We start from the raw sequence: 18,537 nt of genomic DNA on the forward strand, positions 1-18,537 counted from the left end.
TGAAAAAAGCCCGAAAGGGCTTTTTTTATTTGTAGTGTACTATAAATGAATGATAATTAAGCATAACAAGGTCTATTCACCTTTACTCTATTACAAAAATTACAAGAGAGCCTTATGTCAGGATTACGCCAATTTTCTTTTCCCGCTATCCAGCTAATGGCAAACTTAAAATACAAAACTAAAATCAGCTTAATGTTTGGAATTTTACTCGTTCCTCTATCACTTAGTTTGTTTTTTTTAGTCTCGTTATTAAGTGAAAGTATTACTGTTTCAAAAATACAACAGCAAGGCTTAAAAGGCTACAGAGCTATACTTTCAAATCAAATGCAGGGAGATACGAATCAAAATATAAAAATAGCTCGCTCACTCGGCTTTGACATAAAAGACACACAAGCAAATGAAGTACTTGAACTTGTTTCTATTCAATCAAATCTAGCCTTAGACAGTCAGTTAGCAAGCGCTTATGTAAACCGCTCTTTAGTCACGCCAATTCCTGCACTTATAATGCAAATAAACTCAACAGCGCAAAGCGCTAATACTGTTTTAGCTAGTAACCGTTTTACGCCCGATACGTTTATAGCACTTTCAAATTTTAGTAAGTCACTTCCTTTATACGAAAAACAACTCGATAAAATACTCAATGTAGCCACCAATGCAGATAAATCAGTAAACAAAGCGCTCATGCCTCCTTTAACTAGTTTACACAGTGCTGTGGGTGCATTTAAAAACGCGATAGATGAAAAACTACTTGAGCCAGACGATATTCTATTAACTCAATCAGAATTTACTAAACTAACAAACAATGTTCACAGCAGTATTAATCAACTTGTTAGTAAGAGCATTCCAACCCTTGAGAGCCTTATTGAGGCAAAACTACAAACTCAACAGTGGACACGAAATCTTGTTTTAGCTGCTTCATTGATCAGTTTGCTATTTGCATTTTATTTGATGATTGGTTTTTATTTTGCAGTTGTTGATACCATTAATCGCTTTGCTGATGCCGCTAATAGAGCCGCGAATGGCGACTTAAATGCCACTATCGATTCGAGCACTAATGATGAAATGGGAATTATTGCATCGCGCTACAATGCATTACTTAATGCATTTTCACATTTATTATTTGATGTTAAAGCAAGTACAGAAGAGCTATGCGACGCAACTAAATCGCTATCACATGCGAGTAGCGAAACAAGCAATGATGTTTCAAAACAGCAAATTCGAGTCAATGCCATTTATAATGCACTAAGCGATATGGCTCAAAACGCACTTGCAGTTGAAGAGTCAGCGCATCAAGCTACGCTTACCGCACAAAATGCTGCAGTTCATGTGAAACAAGGTTCAGATAATACAATGGAGCTTGCTAAATATATGCAAGACCTCCAAATTGAATTTGCAGAGAGCCAACAAGCGCTCGATAAACTAGCACAAGATAGCCAAGAAATTAGCAAAGTAAGTAAAGGGATCAGTGAAATAGCCGATCAAACAAACTTGCTTGCACTTAATGCCGCTATTGAAGCCGCGCGAGCCGGCGAGCATGGCCGTGGATTTGCCGTTGTAGCTGATGAGGTAAGAACACTTGCTCAGCGTACACAAACACAAACCCAAGAAATACATCAAATTATTAGCTCTTTACAACAAGCATCTGACGACACTCAGCAAAAAATGCGCTCAAGTGTTGAAAAAATGGAGCAATCAGTAAAAGCAGCCAATCAAACCAATGAAGTATTGCAAAGTGCAGAGCAAAGTATGGGCGATATTAAACATCAAGGTGAAGTAATTGCAGAGCGTGTTAAACAGCAATCAAATGCAACAACACAAGCATTAAATGATTCGCAAGAAGTGAGTAATTTAGCAGATCAAACGCTAACATCGGCTCAATCAACGCTACAAGATGCACAGCAATTAAGTCGCTTATCTAATGATTTAACCAAATCAATGCAGTTTTTTAAATCTTAATACCAATTCGCTTAATTAAGTGATCTATTTTAAGGGAAGAAAATCGTGTCGATAACAAGGCAAAAATTTCGTTATTTAGTTGTTCTATATCACAAATTTTTAACGTAGTTAACGTCAGATTTAACCCCTCAAATTGATTAAGTATTATTACGTTAACTACAACTTACAACAAAGCCGCTAAATAAGCGGCTTTGTTGTTTAAAGTAATCTTAAATTAACGTATGCATTGCGGCCTAGGCTCGAACTCACTCGCCCTAAGCGGTAGCTGAATCACCTTGCCACATCCTGGTGGTGCCTGCTTACCCGTTTGTTCATTTACAAATGCCCAGCGTATTGATGGTGGACGCGTATCAGCTATTGCTTGTGGGTTAAGTGGTTTTAAGTAACGAATATATGCTTCTAATGCGCCTACGCTACCTGTTAAACCAGTGCTTTTGTTGTCATCTCGACCAAGCCACGCAACAGTCACTGTATTTTGATCAAAGCCTGCAAACCAACTATCACGTAAATCGTTGCTGGTCCCTGTTTTACCAGCGAGCTGGATTGACGGAAAGTGTAAATTTAAGCGTTTAGCAGTGCCATCTTTCGTTACGCGTTTCATTGCGTATTTGGTCATATACATTGCAGATTTATCAAAACGAGGCTCTGCATTTACTTTATGCTTATAAAGTACTTTACCAACAGAGTCAGTTAATGCCGAAATTGCAGTGAGCTTTTTATATTCGCCATCTGCAGCAATTGTTGTATAAAGCTGAGCCACTTCAAAACTCGACATTTCAACAGCCCCTAAAAGCAGCGATGGGTATTCGTCTATCGCCCCTGTTGCGCCTAAACCTTTCAATGTATTTACTACTTTATCAACACCTACATCGAGGCCTAAATTAACCGCTGGGATATTTATACTGTTACTAAATGCTTTATAAAGTGGAATTGCACCACGGTATTGGTGGTCAAAATTTTCTGGTTGCCACACTTTACCTTGCTCATTTGTGACCTGTACTGGCGAGTCATCAAGCAAAGTAGCTAAATTATAATGTGGCAATTGCAGTGCGGTTAAATACACGGCAGGTTTTACAAGCGAGCCTATATTACGTTTTGTGTCTAAAACACGGTTAAATCCTGAATATCGAACATCGCGACCAGCAATAAGTGCAGAAACACCGCCTTTTTCTACATTAACAGAGATCATGGCTGCTTCTAGTTTTTCAGTTCTAGGGCGATTTTCCAAGTACGGTAAACTCTTTTCAATCGACTCTTCCATTGCTGTTTGCTTTTGCAAGTCAAAATAAGTAAATACTCTTACGCCTGCATCAAGTGTTTGCTGATCAGGTAATAATTCATTTAACTCTCTGTTTACTAGCTCTAAATAGCCTGGGTATGATTTTTGTAAACTGGCTTTCATTGGCGCAATATCAATTGGGCGATTAAGCGATGCACGGTACTCTTTTGTGCTAAGTAACTTATTTTCGACCATTAGACGCAGCACTAAGTCCCTGCGCTCCATTGTGCGCTCTTTATAACGACGTGGGTTGTAATAAGATGGGCCTTTAACCATTGCCACCAGCAGAGCAATTTGATCGTACTCAAGCTCGTCTACAGGCTTTGAAAAGTAAAAGTCAGAAGCAAGCCCCATACCATGGATACCTTGGTTGTATGACTGCCCTAGGTATACCTCATTTAAGTAAGCTTCTAATATCTGATCTTTTGAATAGCGATAATCTAAAATAAGGGCAATAAAGGCCTCATTTATTTTTCGTACTAAAGAACGCTCACGCGTGAGGTAAATATTTTTAGCTAATTGCTGAGTAAGCGTACTGCCACCTTGAACGGTGCGTCCCGCTTTAATATTTGAATAAAGCGCACGTAAAATAGAAAACACCGACACACCATGGTGATCATAAAAATCACGGTCTTCAACTACCAGTAGCGTATCTTTAAGCATGGCTGGGAACTTATCTAGCGGTACAAATTCTCTATCTTGTTTAGAGTCGTTGCCAATTCGCGCTATTTGCACAGGTTCTAGGCGAGCAGAGTTTAAACGCCTGCCGAACTTATCTTTAATAGTCGCAACTTTTTGCCCTGCAAAACGAAGTTCAATAATATGTGATTCTTCAAGGCCATCATAAAATTCAAAATCACGGCGATAAATCTTGATGCTATCTGCTGTTTTAACAAACTGCCCTGTTCTGCTTAATCTATTAACAGATGAATAATGTAGACGCTCTAACTCAAACACAACTTCTTGGCTTGATAAAAATTGCCCCGGATAGAACTCCATAGAACGAGCATACACTTGCGCTGGAAGTTGCCATTTATTACCTTCAAATATACGTGTAGTTTTTGAATCTAAATAAATGAAATACATTGCCATTGCAATAAAAACAGCCAAGCTGAATTTCCAAAACACTGACCATGTTTTTCTCATAAAAGAGCGTTTAACAGTGGGATTCACTGTTTTTTTACTGCCCTTTGATGTGCTTTTTTTTGTCGTGCTTGACGATTTACTAGCACGTTTAGCTGCAGGTTTGCTGGTAGGTGTTTTTTTATTGTCGGCCATTTAAGTGTAATTTATTCCAAGGGTTATTCACGAGTGTGAGCTTAGCATATTGGGCATATCCTAACATCCGAAAAGTTAACCCCCCCTGAAACAAAAAAAGCCCTACCGAAGTAGGGCTTTATGTAAACACACTATTATTTAAATAAACTATTAGCTATTTCGAACAGAAACAAACTCTGGGTAGGCTTCAATACCACAATCGTGTTGATCCATACCGTTTAGTTCTTCCTCTTCAGTTACTCGTATACCCATTGTTTTGTTAAGCACAGTCCAAACAATAAATGATGCTACAAATACAAAGGCAAGAATACACACTAAACCAATTAACTGATTAACAAAGCTTGCATCACCATTGGTTAGCGGTACTAACATAATACCTAATGCACCACACACACCGTGTACAGAGATAGCACCTACTGGATCGTCAATCTTAACTTTATCAAGTGCTATAATGCTAAACACAACTAATGAGCCACCAAGTAAACCTAGTAAACATGCCATTAATGGAGAAGGTGAAAGTGGGTCAGCAGTAATTACAACTAAACCTGCTAATGCACCGTTTAATACCATGGTTAAATCTGATTTGCCCCAAAGTATCTTACATACAAACAGTGCAGCAATAGCACCCATTGCAGCAGCTGCATTAGTATTAAGTAATATTTGACCTACCGCAGTTGCGTTTTCTTTATCCGAAAGTAGTAATTGAGAACCACCGTTAAAGCCAAACCAACCCATCCATAAAATAAATGTACCTAGTGTAGCAAGTGGTAAGTTTGAACCTGGAATTGGGTATATTTCACCGTTTTTACCATATTTTCCTTTACGAGCACCTAGGATTAGTACACCCGCTAGTGCAGCAGCTGCACCTGCGCCATGTACAATTGCAGAACCTGCAAAATCTACAAAGCCCATTTCAGATAAGAAACCACCACCCCATGTCCAGTAACCTTCAATAGGGTAAATAAAACCAGTTAGTACTACAGCAAAGCCAAGGAAAGCCCATAGCTTCATACGCTCAGCAACTGCACCCGATACAATCGACATAGCCGTTGCAACAAATACTACTTGGAAGAAAAAATCAGATTCTAAAGAATGGTCAGCATCAGCAGCTTGTGTGCCAATTAAAGCGCCTATTGAAGGAATAAAACCACCTTCGGCATTGTCTACATACATAATGTTGTAGCCAACTAATAAAAACATCGTACATGCAATTGAATACAGCGCGACATTTTTAGTTAAAATTTCAGCTGTGTTTTTAGAGCGAACTAAGCCCGCTTCTAACATGGCAAAACCTGCTGCCATCCACATTACTAATATACCTGATATTAAAAAATAGAAGGTATCGAGTGAAAACTTTAGTTCTATTATTGTATTTTCCATGAGACCCCCTTAAATTGCTTCTTCGTCAAGTTCGCCAGTACGGATACGAACAATTTGATCTAAGTCGTACACGAAAATTTTCCCGTCACCGATTTTACCTGTTGATGCAATTTTAGTAATTGCTTCAACAACGCGTTGACAATTTTCAGTACGAGTTGCAATTTCAAGTTTGATCTTAGGAATAAAATCTACTTGGTATTCTGCACCACGATATAACTCAGTATGACCTCGTTGACGTCCAAAACCTTTAACATCAACTACTGTCATCCCCTCAATTCCTAAATCAGCGAGTGCTTCACGCACGTCGTCTAATTTAAATGGTTTTATGATTGCACTAATCATTTTCATAGCGGCCCCCTCGGACTCTTTATTGTTATCCTGTTGGGTTAAACAATCCAACCTTTGTGCCACTATTTTTATATTTTTTAAAACAATAAGTTAGTGAAAAACAGAAACTAAATAACAAAAAAAACGCACCAATTAGGTGCGTTAATTTAACAAGTTATCTACATTGGTGCGTGCAATATATTAATTGCATGCTTAGCTTTATATAACAGAGCTATACCACGCAGTTTCTTCCTTGGTTTTTAGCTTCGTATAATGCTTTGTCAGCAACACGCATTGCCTGCGTCAAGCTAGTGTCTTGAAAGTCTGCCAAGCCTATACTTGTAGTAATTTTAATTGATTTATCGCTGATAGAAAAATCGTAACTAGCCAGCTTTTTTCTAAATGCTTCAAAGTATTCACGACCACGTTCAAGCTCTATCTCAGGTAATATTATGGCAAACTCTTCTCCACCAACCCGTGCAACTGTAAACTTTGAAAACGTAGTGCGGATTAATGAACCAACCTGCTTTAAAGCCTGATCGCCACCCTCATGGCCTAATGTATCGTTAATATTTTTGAAAAAATCGATATCTAACAATGCGAGAGTATTTTTCTGGTTTTTACTTTTAAGGAGCTTTTCTGCATATTGATAAAAATAGCGTCGATTATGAAGCCCTGTTAAATGATCCCTATGCGCGCTTTCTTTAATATCTGAAATTAACGATAGTTGCTCCATTGTTTGAAGTACTCGACAATGAAACTCCTCATTCATAAATGGCTTTGTTAAAAAGTCATTGGCGCCATATTTAATAAATCGCGCTGATAGGCCATGTTTCCCCGCGCCCGACAAGCCAATAATTGCTAAGTCGTCTCGGCCTCTAAAGTTACGTACCGCTTTAACAAGTTCAAAGCCATCCATAGAAGGCATAGCGTAGTCGGTCATAAGTAGCTTTATATCAGGATTAGCTTTTAATATTTCGAGTGCTTGTTGTCCATCGTGGGCATCTGTCACATCAAACAATTGCTTTTCAAGCATTTGCTTCATTAACGAGCGGCTCAGTAATGAATCATCTGCTACTAATGCTTTACAACCTTGGTTTCTTAGCAATTGCGCAACGAGTTTAACGGCGTAATGGTAAGAGTCGCGATTATCTTTAATAACATAATCAACGACACCTAATTCAAGCATTTGTTGGCGCTTGTACTCATCTATTTTTGAGGTTAAAACAACCGTAGGAATCTTTTTAGATAAAGTATATTTTGCGACTTCACCGTGAGGAGCATCTGGCAAGGTTAAATCAACTAACGCAAGCGTGTAGTCGTATTTTTCTACGTAAGTGGCACATTCAGCTAAAGACCAAGCAAAATCGATTGCCACATCAAGGTATTGTGCAGTTAAGTGGCGAAGTACCTGCTGCACTACTTTACTGTCTTCAACCACTAATACTCTTTGCATAAAGCTTCTCTTTACCTTTAATTAGTTTTACCACAAAACGACAAATACCACGCAATTACTGCAATAGCATTAGTCATAAACATCCGGTGTAGAGTGCACTTATGTGCTTGAAAGCGTAATCCGTTAGATTTTTTGGTGATAGCCTGTATAAAAAATCAATACAAGTAGGCCGCAATATACCTGAATTTTGCAATTAACTAAATAAAGAAAGTAAATCCAAAATAACTATAAAAGCGATTAATACGCGCCTTTCAATGTATTAATACCTTACTTAACCAGTATTATCGGCCACTAGTCTCAATACTTTTGTTATTTAACTCATTTTTATCTTTAATGATGTATCAACAATAATAAGGACACCTAATGAAGCTTAGTCGTATTATCAGTTTACCGATAACCGTTATTGCATTAATAATTAGTACAAGCACGCTTGCCGATAATCAACGTCGTATTGATGTAGACAGCAAAGTAGTTACCCAACATAAGGCTAAAATTAATGGCCAGCGTTTTAGTTATACCGTAGCTACAGGCACACAACCTGTATGGGATGATAAAGGCGACGCGGTTGCTACACTACAATACACCTACTACACACGTGACAAAGTTGACGACAGAACAACCCGCCCATTACTTATTTCTTTTAATGGCGGGCCAGGTTCGGCTTCGGTATGGATGCACCTTGCTTATACTGGCCCTCGCGTATTAAAAATTGATGACGAAGGCTATCCAATTCAACCTTATGGCGTAAAAGACAACCCATATTCTGTACTTGATATTGCCGATATTGTTTACGTAAACCCGGTAAATACTGGCTATTCTCGCGTACTTGAAAACGAAAAAGGCGAACTGCCTTCCAAAGCAAAACAAAAAGAGTTATTTTTTGGTGTTAATGCCGATATTAAATACCTTGCTGAGTGGTTAAATACTTTTGTAAATAGAGCACAGCGCTGGCGCTCGCCTAAATTTTTAATTGGTGAAAGCTACGGTACAACACGTGTATCTGGACTCGCTCATGAGCTTCAAAACAGTCAGTGGATGTACATAAACGGTGTTGTTCTCGTATCACCTACTGACATTGGTATTAAGCGCGATGGTCCGATTAAAGCAGCTAACCGCCTACCTTACTTTGCAGCGACTGCTTGGTATCACAAAGCACTTAACGCCGATTTACAAGCTAAAGATCTTGATGAGTTATTACCTGAAGTTGAAGAGTTTACTGTAAATGAGTTAATCCCTGCGCTTGCTAAAGGTGGCTTTATTAATGCTGATGAAAAGCGACGCATAATTACAAAAATGGCGCACTACGCAGGCTTATCAGAAAAGTTTGTTGAACAAAATAACTTAGATATTCCAACTCAGTTTTTCTGGAAAGAGCTACTACGTGAACGTGGTCAAACTGTGGGTCGCTTAGATTCTCGTTATTTAGGAATGGATAAAAGAGACGCGGGTGAATCCCCAGACTACTGGGCTGAACTTACCTCTTGGTTACACTCTTTCACTCCTGCAATTAATCACTACTTGCGTGAAGAGCTAAACTATAAAACTGATGTAAAATATAACTTATTTGGTAATGTCCACCCATGGGATAGAACCGGTAATAATACAGGCGAAAACCTACGTTTAGCAATGGCACAAAACCCTTACTTAAACGTGATGATTCAATCAGGATACTTTGATGGCGCAACCAATTACTTTGACGCTAAATATACGTTATGGCAATTAGACCCAAGCGGTAAAATGAAAGACCGTTTGAGCTTTAAAGGCTACAGAAGCGGACACATGATGTACCTTCGCCACGCTGATTTAGAAAGCTCTAATAACGATTTACGTGACTTTATACAGCACGCTTTACCCAAAAAAGGGCAAGCGGCTAAATACTAATATACCTAAAACAAAAAATGGCTCTTTAAGAGCCATTTTTATGTGCGTTTTTCATATCGTAAACAATAGCTTTTAAGTTGTGTGACTACATCGTTAAAGCACTCTTCCAGCTGCTGTATATAATCACCTTTAACTATTTCACTCTCTGCCTGTGTTTCTATCTGTTGGCATATATTTGCCAACTCAATAGCCCCCACAGACTTTGAAGACGACTTTAATGCATGAGCCTGAAAAGCTAAATCAACATAGTTTTTACTTTTAGCATACGCGTTAGCTAATTTAATTTGCTCCCCTGCTGTTTGTAAAAACGCATTAAATACCATGCAATGTACGCTAGGATCATCACCAAGCATTGCTTTTAGTAGCGTAATATCTAATTGATCAAAACTATCTGAAGCTATATTTTCACCATCTGATTTTTCTGAACGTGTATTGACCATAGTTTGAGAATGCTCCATCAATAACGACTTTAATTTAACAAGCTCAATAGGCTTTGTTAAAAAGCCATTCATTCCACAAGTATAACAATTATCTATGTTGTTTTTGGTAATGTTGGCCGTAATTGCAATTATAATCAGTTCATCAAAATGAGTGTTTTCGCGTATTTTTTTGGCTAACCCTAACCCATCGAGTAAGGGCATTTGAATGTCGGTTAGTAAAATATCAAAGCGTTTATTTTGTATGGCCTCCCAAGCTTGCTCACCGTTACTTACAAAAGTAGAGCACACTCCAAGCATAGTTAATTGCTGTTTTAACACTTGCTGATTTGTAACTTGATCTTCTGCCACTAAAACCTCAAGCGTAGGAAGCGTTACCGCATTTAAGCTTTGCTGTGTTATTTGAGGGGCTTGCACTTGTGCTGGCAAGTCAGTTTGATCAAAACTGTTAAAGTTTAGCGTAAAACAAGAACCTTTGTGCTGCTCGCTTTGTGCGCTCAAAGACCCTTGCATACGCTCTACCAGCTGCTTAGTTATCACTAAACCAATACCGGTTCCATTTACTTTACTGGTTTCAGCGCCTAAGCGGTCAAAAGGTTTAAATAGGCGAGAAATGTCATCTGGAGAAAATCCACATCCGGTATCTATTACATCTATTTCGCATTGTTTATTACTTAACACCCGACAATTAATATTAATACTGCCATTTGGTTTGTTGTATTTAATCGCATTTGAAAGCAAGTTAAGCATGACTTGTTTAAAGCGGCGCTGATCAATATAAATACTCAACCCTTCTAAGGACTCAAAACCGTGAGTTTGCAGTGTTATTGATTGCCCTTTAATAAGCTCAGTGACAAGCTCTACTGACTCTTCTAATATGCTTTTAATAGGCACATAAGAAAAACTAAACTGCATATTACCCGACTCAATAGCTGTTAAATCAAGCACATCGTCTATGAGTAATAGTAAATGTTCTCCAGCTTGATAAATGCTTTTCGCGTTTTCTTTTTGTACTTTATTAGCACTCTCATCATATCCATACAGCTGGGCTAAGCCTAAAATTGCATTTAATGGAGTTCTTAATTCGTGGCTCATACTGGCCATAAAATCTGACTTTGCTTTACTTGCAGACTCAGCTTGAATTCGTAATGCATTTAATTTTTGATGGTTATTCGCAACCTCATCAACCATATTATTAAATGCATTTATTACACTGCCCACTTCATTTTGTTGTTGTTTATCTATATGGCAATCAAAGTCGCCTTTGGCTAAACGTGAAAACCCAAGTTTTAGCGTCCTCAACGGCGATGTAACCCTGTAATCCACCAGCCAAGCCAAACCTATAAAAACGATAACTAAAATAATAAATTGTATATATATTAAGGTGTAATGAAGTTTTGAAGATTCGTTAATTTCATTAGTAAAATTAACAACCAAGCTGATATTAGCCAGCGGTTTGTCTAAAAATATCACCTGTTGAGATAACAGCATGTCGCCGTTTTCATTTGCTCCAACCCAATTCTCAAGCGGATACAATTGATTTTTTGAATCAACATCAACAATTTTAATACTTTTCCAATTAGGGCGAGTTTGAAGTTGACTGTCTATCTCTTCATATAGCTCTGCATACTGCCTAGTTAACAACGGAGTCGTTATAGAAGTCGATAACTGCGCTAAAGAACGCTGAGCAGCCTTTGAAAGCCCATCGTTTACCCAACGCGCTTGTTCAGGTAATGCGTAAAACATAAAAAGACATGCCATAAGCAAGCCACAAAGCAATACAACAATAAAGCTTTGCGCCCTTAAACTACGAAACCCTCTAATTTTCAACATAAAATGAGCGCAAGCCCCACTGAGTTAACTGCTGATACTCTGCTAAAGTTGCAATACTAGGTTTAATAATTGGGATACCTGCAAGTAAATGTTTATGCTCTGCGCTTTGCCCTATATCTAAAATAGCTTGTTGCACTTTTAACTGTATTGCAGCATCAACCCTTGGGTGGGCGACAATTGGGTGGCGACTAATTTCACGCGTTTTATAAAGAATTTTGAGTTTGTTTTGTAAGCTTTCTGGTTGTTGTTTAAATGTGCCCATTACACCACCGCCCGCCATTGTTGAGTGCAGTGCTACATTTAAATATACCGATGGATGAGTTTGGACATATACAGGCTTTATTGTTAGCCCGTATAACAATGCTAAATCAGCTCTCATTAATAATGACGCACCTAATGCGTTAGGTGCAGGGAATGCTATTTCAGCGCCCTCTAGTTGGCTTAAATTATCAATATCACTGTCTTTGTTTACGAGCAAAATACCTTGCAGCTTTCGCCCTGCATCTTTTATTAGTGGTAAATACCCCTGTTTTTCGTATGCTACAACACTATGCCATGGGTTCATGTATGCAAAGTCGTACTCGCCATTAGCAAAGGCTTTTTCAAATACAGGAATAGACTCAACTGTAATTAGCTTTATTGTTACCCCTGTTTGCTTACTTACTTGCTTTAACAAAGGTTGCCAAATAGTATTTAGCTTTTGCGGCTCGTATTGCGGCACTACACCAAAGGTATATTCTTGAGCTAATAAGAATGAGCTGTGTATCAAACATAATATAGCCACTAAATACTTCATCAATTCTCCAAATAATAGCGTGTCATTATTGCTTAAGCGTAGTTAAAGACTACTCAACACACCATTAAATTATTATATATTCGATATTTAGCATTGACCTGCTTTGATTACAGGTAGTTTTGGAGTGTATTTTTTATCTGTGAGCATATGATGCAAGTTCATAAATGTGATGTAAGTACTTTTCAATCTGACCTTATTGCTTAGCCAAGTAGGTATTGCCCCATCAGGCAAAGCATATACTTGGTACTCAATATCAAGGCGGCCTTTGTCCTCACTCAGCAGCCAGCGTGCATTTAAAGTAGTAATTCTTATAACGCCATTGTTTTTGGGCTGCTTATTAGGGCGAGCCTTAATAAGCAATTGGCTTTTATTTGCAGTCAGCTGTGAATAACAAGAATAAGTAATGCTATCTCTATCTCTAATAGGCCAAGGAGAATTAAAATAACTGTACACTAAATTTTCTGATGGGCTTATGTGCTTAATAACCTTTACCTGAGATATATTTTCGAGCCATTGGGGTGCGGCATCGGTATCACTAAGTAATTCTAAAAACTCATTGGTGGATACGCCTTTCACGCTCATCTGCGCTTTTACTTCAAAGGTATTATCACTGTGGCTTTGATAATACACACTTACGCCATTTTTGTTTTTATACAAATGCCATATGGGCTCAGCGTAAGTGTTAAAACTAACTAATAAAAAAATAACGAATAAACACTTTTGCAACTGAATTTTATTACAAAAGCGCATCATTTATTTTTGCCAGTAAGGTTCTATGTCAAGTGAAGCAAGGCGACTTTGCTCCATGGCACTGACCAAATATTCAGACTTTTGTTCAAGCCATGACTGGATTTTAGCAAGCTGTTCGTCCTCTTGCCCTGCACATAATTGCTTTAAATACTCAAGCGTACTTAATTCATAAATACCATGAGAAATATCAAGCCAAGGCAATCTAAACTCTAGGCGTTCTTCTTTATCAAATAACGATCCTAAACAGTTACCGCTCAGTAGGCTATTTTCAAGCTGAGTTCGTAGGTTTAAATACGAAGCGACATCGAGTGTTTGCTCCTTTGGAAGCAACTCGTGCAGGTTTTTCCAGTCTTTATTGAAAAGCCTATTGGCAATAGACGACACATTTTGCTCAGCCGCTTGAAGCTCTGCTTGCCCCCAGTCTTTACGCCATTGCTTATCGATTAACCAGGTAGTTAACGATAGTAATAAACGATTATAACGTGCGCTGTGAAACAGTGCATTTATATCGTCAATGCTTGGCTGTAACTCTTTTAAGTCTCCAATGACTTGAGCAAGTGCTGGCGCCGCATTAATTTTTTTATAAAAAGCATGGCGTTTAGACGTGTACGTTTTTAATTGAATCGCGTTTTCTACCCACGCTAATTCACTTAATAACCATTTAAGTTCGGTACGTAAGTGCTCTGTACTTTCTTTAGATACTATATCGTCGTATAGCCAAAAAGTATGGCGGATTAAACTGATGCCGTCAGTTACGCGTTTAAGTGTTTTTAAACTTGGCTTATCGAAATAGCATTGCTCGTGCTTTTGTACAAAGCGAATGCCAAAGTTCATGGCTTCAACTAAAGCACGCTCTTGAGTAGTCGACTTTGGTAATTGTACAAAACCAATAGATTTGCTTGGCATTAAAGGTTTTTCATCAGCAAGTCGATAACCACGCGCGGCCTTAGAATACAAACCTAAGCGTATGCAGTTTTGGCTAACTAGTATATCTGCAAATGCAAACAGCTCATTACGACTGCCCTCAACTAGCTCAATTTCTAGCTCGCTAATAATTTCAATTTTACCCGAAGCCGCAATTTCACCTTTATCGAGTACGACTTCAATTTTAGCGCCACTTTCGGTTTCAATTAACCAAGTACGACGAATGAAGTTAGTACTAAATATTGGATACAAGTTTTTTGAGATGGCGCTTATTTGCATGCCATGAGGCCAAATATCAGCATCAAACGCCATTAAATTAGGGCGGCTTGATTCAATTGGTAAATTGTACTCTGGACGTTGGTGTAAACCACCTACCACTTCACCTGCAAGCTTTATAGTTTGCTCGCATTCGCTGTCAGAACAACGCGTTCGAAAGCCTATATCAAGCGCTCTAAGCTCTCTGCTTGGCGTATCGTAGTATGCATTTTGTAAGCTGCGAGACGGTTTATTCTTCACCGTTTTTGCAAATTGAGTAATTAACGAGGGGATCAGTGGAATAACGGCATCTGATACCAAAAATTTCAGTTCTATCTCAGTATCCATTCGGTTTGCGGATTACCTTTAAAATAAATAAGTGCTCAAAATAAACAAAGCGCCTTAACAATGCAAATTTTTTAACCTTATTTTAGGGCCTGATGACCTTTGTGGATTAAATTTCGTTCTATCTAGGAGCAATTTAATCATAGCGTGAGGCTTGTAACCTAGTGGACTCGATAACTACTCCTGCGTTACCGTACTGGGTTACAATATCAGTCTTGCTATTGATCTATTTAATCCATACTATCTAACTACTTATGTGAAATAAAAATCACGTTCATAACGGACGCAGTTAGATCAACAAGGTAGATAAATGCTAAAACATTGTTTATTAGGGCTACTTTTAACAGCCACCACATTCATGAGTTATGCACAAGAAGCACAACCTGCAAATTCAACGAATGCAAACACCGCTTATATTATCGATAATCTATACACTTTTATGCGCTCTGGGGCGAGTAAAAATTATCGACTACTCGGCTCTGTAGATGCTGGAACAAAGTTAACCTTGTTATCAAATGAAGAAAACGGCTTTATAAAAATTAAAGATGATAAAGACCGCGAAGGCTGGATAGAAACTAAGTTTATTACTAAAACAGCGGGCTTACACCAACAGTACAAAACACTAAGTAGCGAAATGAGCACTATGCAAGAAAAGCTACGTCAAGCTCAAATAGAACTTCCACAGCTACAAGAACAAAACCAAACTTTAACAGATCAAAATCTGCAGTTATCTGCTCAAATTACTAAGCTTAAAACAACGCTAGAGCAAGAGCGCACTCAAAAAGAAGCTGCTAGCTCAAAAGAGAAACGCCAGCTACTGACTTACGGTGGTGCTATTGCGTTTTTAGGCCTGTTTTTAGGTATTATATTAACGATAGTGCTGTCACGTCGTAAGCGCTACGAAGGTTGGGCGTAAAGCTCCATCCAACTAAATACAAAAAAGCCGCTTTACAGCGGCTTTTTATTCTCTGTATTTTCATGCAGTTCGAGTTTTGGTGCACTCATACCTTTGAGCAACCGACCAAATATATCAGCGCCGGTAATAATGCGTTTCACATCGCTCCACACTAATACCACATCGTGATCAATGGCCCCATCAAACGATTTATCTAAAGAATGATTAGCTCGTATTTTTAAAATCACTTCACTTAAACGCATCGCTTCATCAGCAACAATTATTGGTCTGTGACAATAGTGATAAGGGTCAAACGTATCTGGCTCAAATAACGCTGATCTTAAAAAGCCGTCAGCATCTACCACTAATAAAGGCCAACCGTCTTCATTGGTAATGATCACCCAGTTATAACCTGACTTATGTAGTTTGCGTAAAAACTCATTATCAGTTGTTAATGTAAGGTCTGGGAAAATAGGTAAATCAAGCTTAGTAGGCAAAGCAATAATAGAGTCTGGATCAATTACCTCACCCTCTTTGGTTACGCTTATTTCATCTAAGCTAAAAAAGTTAAGTGCGCCTATTCCCTCAACATGTTGAACATCAGCTTCTTCAGCCTCTATGTGTTTGCGAATAATACCTCTGAGCTCACTTTCAGCAAAGTACGTAATCCCCTCTTTGCCTAACCATGCATCGAGTATTAAAGCCGTTGGCTTAGCAACTATATAAAACAGAATCTGATAAAACTTAATTAACGGCGAAAGTAGGCTCGCCATTTTTAACGCATTACGCGAAAAATAGGCCTGCGGTGTTATTTCACCAATAATAGTAATTGCGATAGTTGAGAATAAAAACGAACTTGCGCCCATTAATACCGAATCAGAAAGTAGTGTAAGTAGTACGTTAATACCTACGTTGCCCCACAAAATAGTCGATAATAAAAAGTTAGAGTCGTTTCGAAGGGCCATTACTTTTATGGCCGACTCGTTCCCTTTTGCACTTTCCATTTCAAGCTGAAGCCTACTTAGTGAAAAAAACGCTAAGTTTAAGCCCGAAAATATTGCCGATTGTGAAATACACAAAGCAATTGCACACCAAATCATGACTTCAAAGGTCATTGTATTTTCCTGTTAGTAATACCAATTCACTTAATTAAGCGAATTGGTATAAGGCTTATAAAAGCAATAAACTGCCTAAACCTAAAAAGGTAACAAACCCAACAATATCGGTAACGGTAGTTAAAATTACCGAACCAGATAACGCAGGATCAATTTTCATTTTGTTTAAAATAGACGGAATAACAACACCTGCTAGTGACGCGGCCACTAAATTCAATAATATGGCTACCGTAATCGTAATACTAAGCATTAAGTCGTTAAACCATAAAAAGGTAAGTAGGCCGATTACAAACGCCCATACCAAGCCATTTACAGCGCCAACACGCAGCTCTTTTTTAAGCAACGCATTACGGTTTGAATCTGTAACCTGTCCAAGCGCTAAACCTCGCACAATAACGGTTAATGTTTGACTACCTGCAATTCCCCCCATAGAAGCGACCACTGGCATTAATACCGCTAGTGCTACAACTTGTTCTATCGTTGCGCCAAATAAACCGATAAACCACGACGCTAAAAAGGCAGTAGCTAAATTAATACCTAACCATATGCCACGGTTTTTAGCACTTTTTCGCACACTTGCGAACAGGTCTTCGTCTTCACGTAAACCACCGGCTTTAGCGGCTGCTTCATCAGCAATTTCTTGTCGTAATTCATAAGCAGAGGCAATGGTTAATCGCCCAAGTAATTTGTTATCAACATTAACCACTGGCAGTGCCATTTTTTCACTGTGGATCACCACTTCTGCCGCTTCATATAAATCATCATCAGCATGGAGCGATGAAAAGTCATGATTTGCCAATGTCATTAAGTTATCGGTGTCGCTGGCTTTTATTAAATCATTTACCGCAACCTCACCTATTAAACTACCCTTGCGGCTTACTAAATAAATAACTTCACTGTATTGCGGTAAACCTTTGTGTAGCAATTTTTTAGCACCACCGGCTGTTAGCTTCTCCGATACTTTTAAAAAGTCAAAACCTAACCAGTGACCTAATTGCTCTGGCGGGTATTGCTGCGCTAAATCATATTGTTTGGTTTGCGCTTCATCGAGTTGCTTTTTTGCATACTCAACAAATCGCTCTGGTATAACTTCTTCAAGTTCCAGTAGCTCTTCTACATTAACTTCATCAAGAAGTTTAAAAGCCTCAGTGTCTTCTAGCGTTTGCAGCAACCACAAACAACTATCTTCACTTAAATTAACAAAAATTTCGTGTTGTGTGTCTTCATCAAGCAACTGCCAAATTTCAAGTCGTTGTTCTTTTGGTATCGCCTCAAAAAGTAATGACAGGTGCTCTGTTGAAAGCGTTAACTGCGCATCTGCTAATAATTTATTTTTGCGTTCTGTTGTATCGCATTGCAATAAATCATTTATGAGCTGTGGAAGTTGGTCTACCGGATACTCAATCATCTTAAAACCTTAAAATTTAAAAGCGCACATTATTTATAGTCTACTTGAACAATAAAAAATTGCAGAAAAAACGTGAACTTATTAAGCATGCGCAAGCTATTTTTGCGCATTGTATGGGCAAACTAAATGCAGTACTAATATTTATTTTAAAAAATTAAAAAAACAGTAAAAGGAATTATTTTTGAGGGATTAAACAACAAGTAAGCAAACTAAAGGGATTAC

General features: G+C 38.3%; 13 protein-coding genes. 3 read left to right on the plus strand and 10 right to left on the minus strand.

Features of this window, described 5'->3' with window-relative positions:
- The first annotated feature begins 114 nt into the window (after positions 1–114).
- On the plus strand, positions 115–1,956 hold the full coding sequence (locus tag H5090_RS03670) for a methyl-accepting chemotaxis protein (RefSeq protein ID WP_182695058.1): 1,842 nt from the start codon (positions 115–117) through the stop codon (positions 1,954–1,956).
- 214 nt (positions 1,957–2,170) lie between these two features.
- On the opposite strand, the gene mrcB is transcribed toward H5090_RS03670, so the two are convergent.
- The 4 genes from mrcB to H5090_RS03690 form a co-directional block, all read right to left on the minus strand.
- Complete coding sequence (mrcB, locus tag H5090_RS03675) at positions 2,171–4,513, minus strand: penicillin-binding protein 1B (protein ID WP_024596271.1); 2,343 nt, start codon at positions 4,511–4,513, stop codon at positions 2,171–2,173.
- A gap of 150 nt (positions 4,514–4,663) precedes the next feature.
- Positions 4,664–5,893, minus strand: a complete 1,230-nt coding sequence (locus tag H5090_RS03680; protein ID WP_024596272.1) for an ammonium transporter — start codon at positions 5,891–5,893, stop codon at positions 4,664–4,666.
- A 9-nt stretch (positions 5,894–5,902) separates the two neighbouring features.
- Positions 5,903–6,241 carry a P-II family nitrogen regulator gene (locus H5090_RS03685; RefSeq protein ID WP_004587162.1) on the minus strand — a complete coding sequence of 113 codons (339 nt, stop codon included), beginning with the start codon at positions 6,239–6,241 and terminating at the stop codon, positions 5,903–5,905.
- Between the two features lie 211 nt (positions 6,242–6,452).
- Positions 6,453–7,676, minus strand: coding sequence for a diguanylate cyclase domain-containing protein (locus H5090_RS03690; protein WP_002958922.1), 1,224 nt, complete (start codon positions 7,674–7,676; stop codon positions 6,453–6,455).
- A 363-nt stretch (positions 7,677–8,039) separates the two neighbouring features.
- Between H5090_RS03690 and H5090_RS03695 the strand changes: the two genes are divergently transcribed.
- Entirely contained in the window at positions 8,040–9,557 is a 1,518-nt protein-coding gene (locus H5090_RS03695) for a S10 family peptidase (protein ID WP_182695059.1), read from the plus strand.
- Between the two features lie 38 nt (positions 9,558–9,595).
- Here the strand turns inward: H5090_RS03695 and H5090_RS03700 are convergent, their stop codons facing one another.
- The 4 genes from H5090_RS03700 to H5090_RS03715 all read right to left on the minus strand — a co-directional run bounded on the left by H5090_RS03700 (position 9,596) and on the right by H5090_RS03715 (position 14,900).
- Positions 9,596–11,827: an ATP-binding protein gene (locus H5090_RS03700; RefSeq protein WP_182695060.1), complete on the minus strand. Its 2,232-nt coding sequence runs from the start codon at positions 11,825–11,827 to the stop codon at positions 9,596–9,598.
- On the minus strand, positions 11,814–12,623 hold the full coding sequence (locus H5090_RS03705) for a phosphate/phosphite/phosphonate ABC transporter substrate-binding protein (protein WP_182670812.1): 810 nt from the start codon (positions 12,621–12,623) through the stop codon (positions 11,814–11,816). The genes H5090_RS03700 and H5090_RS03705 overlap by 14 nt, the downstream gene beginning before the upstream one ends.
- An 87-nt stretch (positions 12,624–12,710) precedes the next feature.
- Positions 12,711–13,376, minus strand: coding sequence for an START domain-containing protein (locus tag H5090_RS03710; RefSeq protein WP_182695061.1), 666 nt, complete (start codon positions 13,374–13,376; stop codon positions 12,711–12,713).
- Positions 13,377–14,900 (minus strand): CYTH and CHAD domain-containing protein, encoded by a 1,524-nt coding sequence (locus H5090_RS03715; RefSeq protein ID WP_024596277.1) that lies wholly within the window; start codon positions 14,898–14,900, stop codon positions 13,377–13,379.
- Positions 14,901–15,207: 307 nt separating this feature from the next.
- Between H5090_RS03715 and H5090_RS03720 the strand changes: the two genes are divergently transcribed.
- Positions 15,208–15,813, plus strand: a complete 606-nt coding sequence (locus H5090_RS03720) for a TIGR04211 family SH3 domain-containing protein (protein WP_002958928.1) — start codon at positions 15,208–15,210, stop codon at positions 15,811–15,813.
- 32 nt (positions 15,814–15,845) lie between these two features.
- Here H5090_RS03720 and H5090_RS03725 read toward each other — a convergent pair whose 3' ends face one another.
- Together H5090_RS03725 and H5090_RS03730 are read right to left on the minus strand one after the other, a co-directional pair.
- Positions 15,846–16,907: a DUF21 domain-containing protein gene (locus H5090_RS03725; RefSeq protein ID WP_182695062.1), complete on the minus strand. Its 1,062-nt coding sequence runs from the start codon at positions 16,905–16,907 to the stop codon at positions 15,846–15,848.
- Positions 16,908–16,962: 55 nt separating this feature from the next.
- Entirely contained in the window at positions 16,963–18,315 is a 1,353-nt protein-coding gene (locus H5090_RS03730; RefSeq protein WP_182695063.1) for a magnesium transporter, read from the minus strand.
- Positions 18,316–18,537 lie beyond the last annotated feature (222 nt).

Origin of the sequence: Pseudoalteromonas sp. SR43-5, assembly GCF_014163835.1 — a bacterium.
Lineage (GTDB): Bacteria > Pseudomonadota > Gammaproteobacteria > Enterobacterales > Alteromonadaceae > Pseudoalteromonas > Pseudoalteromonas distincta.

Excerpts from the sequence above, each read along its gene's own strand:
- H5090_RS03670 (WP_182695058.1), top strand. The coding sequence starts at position 115 with ATGTCAGGATTACGCCAATTTTCTTTTCCCGCTATCCAGCTAATGGCA.
- mrcB (WP_024596271.1), bottom strand. The coding sequence starts at position 4,513 with ATGGCCGACAATAAAAAAACACCTACCAGCAAACCTGCAGCTAAACGT.
- H5090_RS03680 (WP_024596272.1), bottom strand. The coding sequence starts at position 5,893 with ATGGAAAATACAATAATAGAACTAAAGTTTTCACTCGATACCTTCTAT.
- H5090_RS03685 (WP_004587162.1), bottom strand. The coding sequence starts at position 6,241 with ATGAAAATGATTAGTGCAATCATAAAACCATTTAAATTAGACGACGTG.
- H5090_RS03690 (WP_002958922.1), bottom strand. The coding sequence starts at position 7,676 with ATGCAAAGAGTATTAGTGGTTGAAGACAGTAAAGTAGTGCAGCAGGTA.
- H5090_RS03695 (WP_182695059.1), top strand. The coding sequence starts at position 8,040 with ATGAAGCTTAGTCGTATTATCAGTTTACCGATAACCGTTATTGCATTA.
- H5090_RS03700 (WP_182695060.1), bottom strand. The coding sequence starts at position 11,827 with ATGTTGAAAATTAGAGGGTTTCGTAGTTTAAGGGCGCAAAGCTTTATT.
- H5090_RS03705 (WP_182670812.1), bottom strand. The coding sequence starts at position 12,623 with ATGAAGTATTTAGTGGCTATATTATGTTTGATACACAGCTCATTCTTA.
- H5090_RS03710 (WP_182695061.1), bottom strand. The coding sequence starts at position 13,376 with ATGATGCGCTTTTGTAATAAAATTCAGTTGCAAAAGTGTTTATTCGTT.
- H5090_RS03715 (WP_024596277.1), bottom strand. The coding sequence starts at position 14,900 with ATGGATACTGAGATAGAACTGAAATTTTTGGTATCAGATGCCGTTATT.
- H5090_RS03720 (WP_002958928.1), top strand. The coding sequence starts at position 15,208 with ATGCTAAAACATTGTTTATTAGGGCTACTTTTAACAGCCACCACATTC.
- H5090_RS03725 (WP_182695062.1), bottom strand. The coding sequence starts at position 16,907 with ATGACCTTTGAAGTCATGATTTGGTGTGCAATTGCTTTGTGTATTTCA.
- H5090_RS03730 (WP_182695063.1), bottom strand. The coding sequence starts at position 18,315 with ATGATTGAGTATCCGGTAGACCAACTTCCACAGCTCATAAATGATTTA.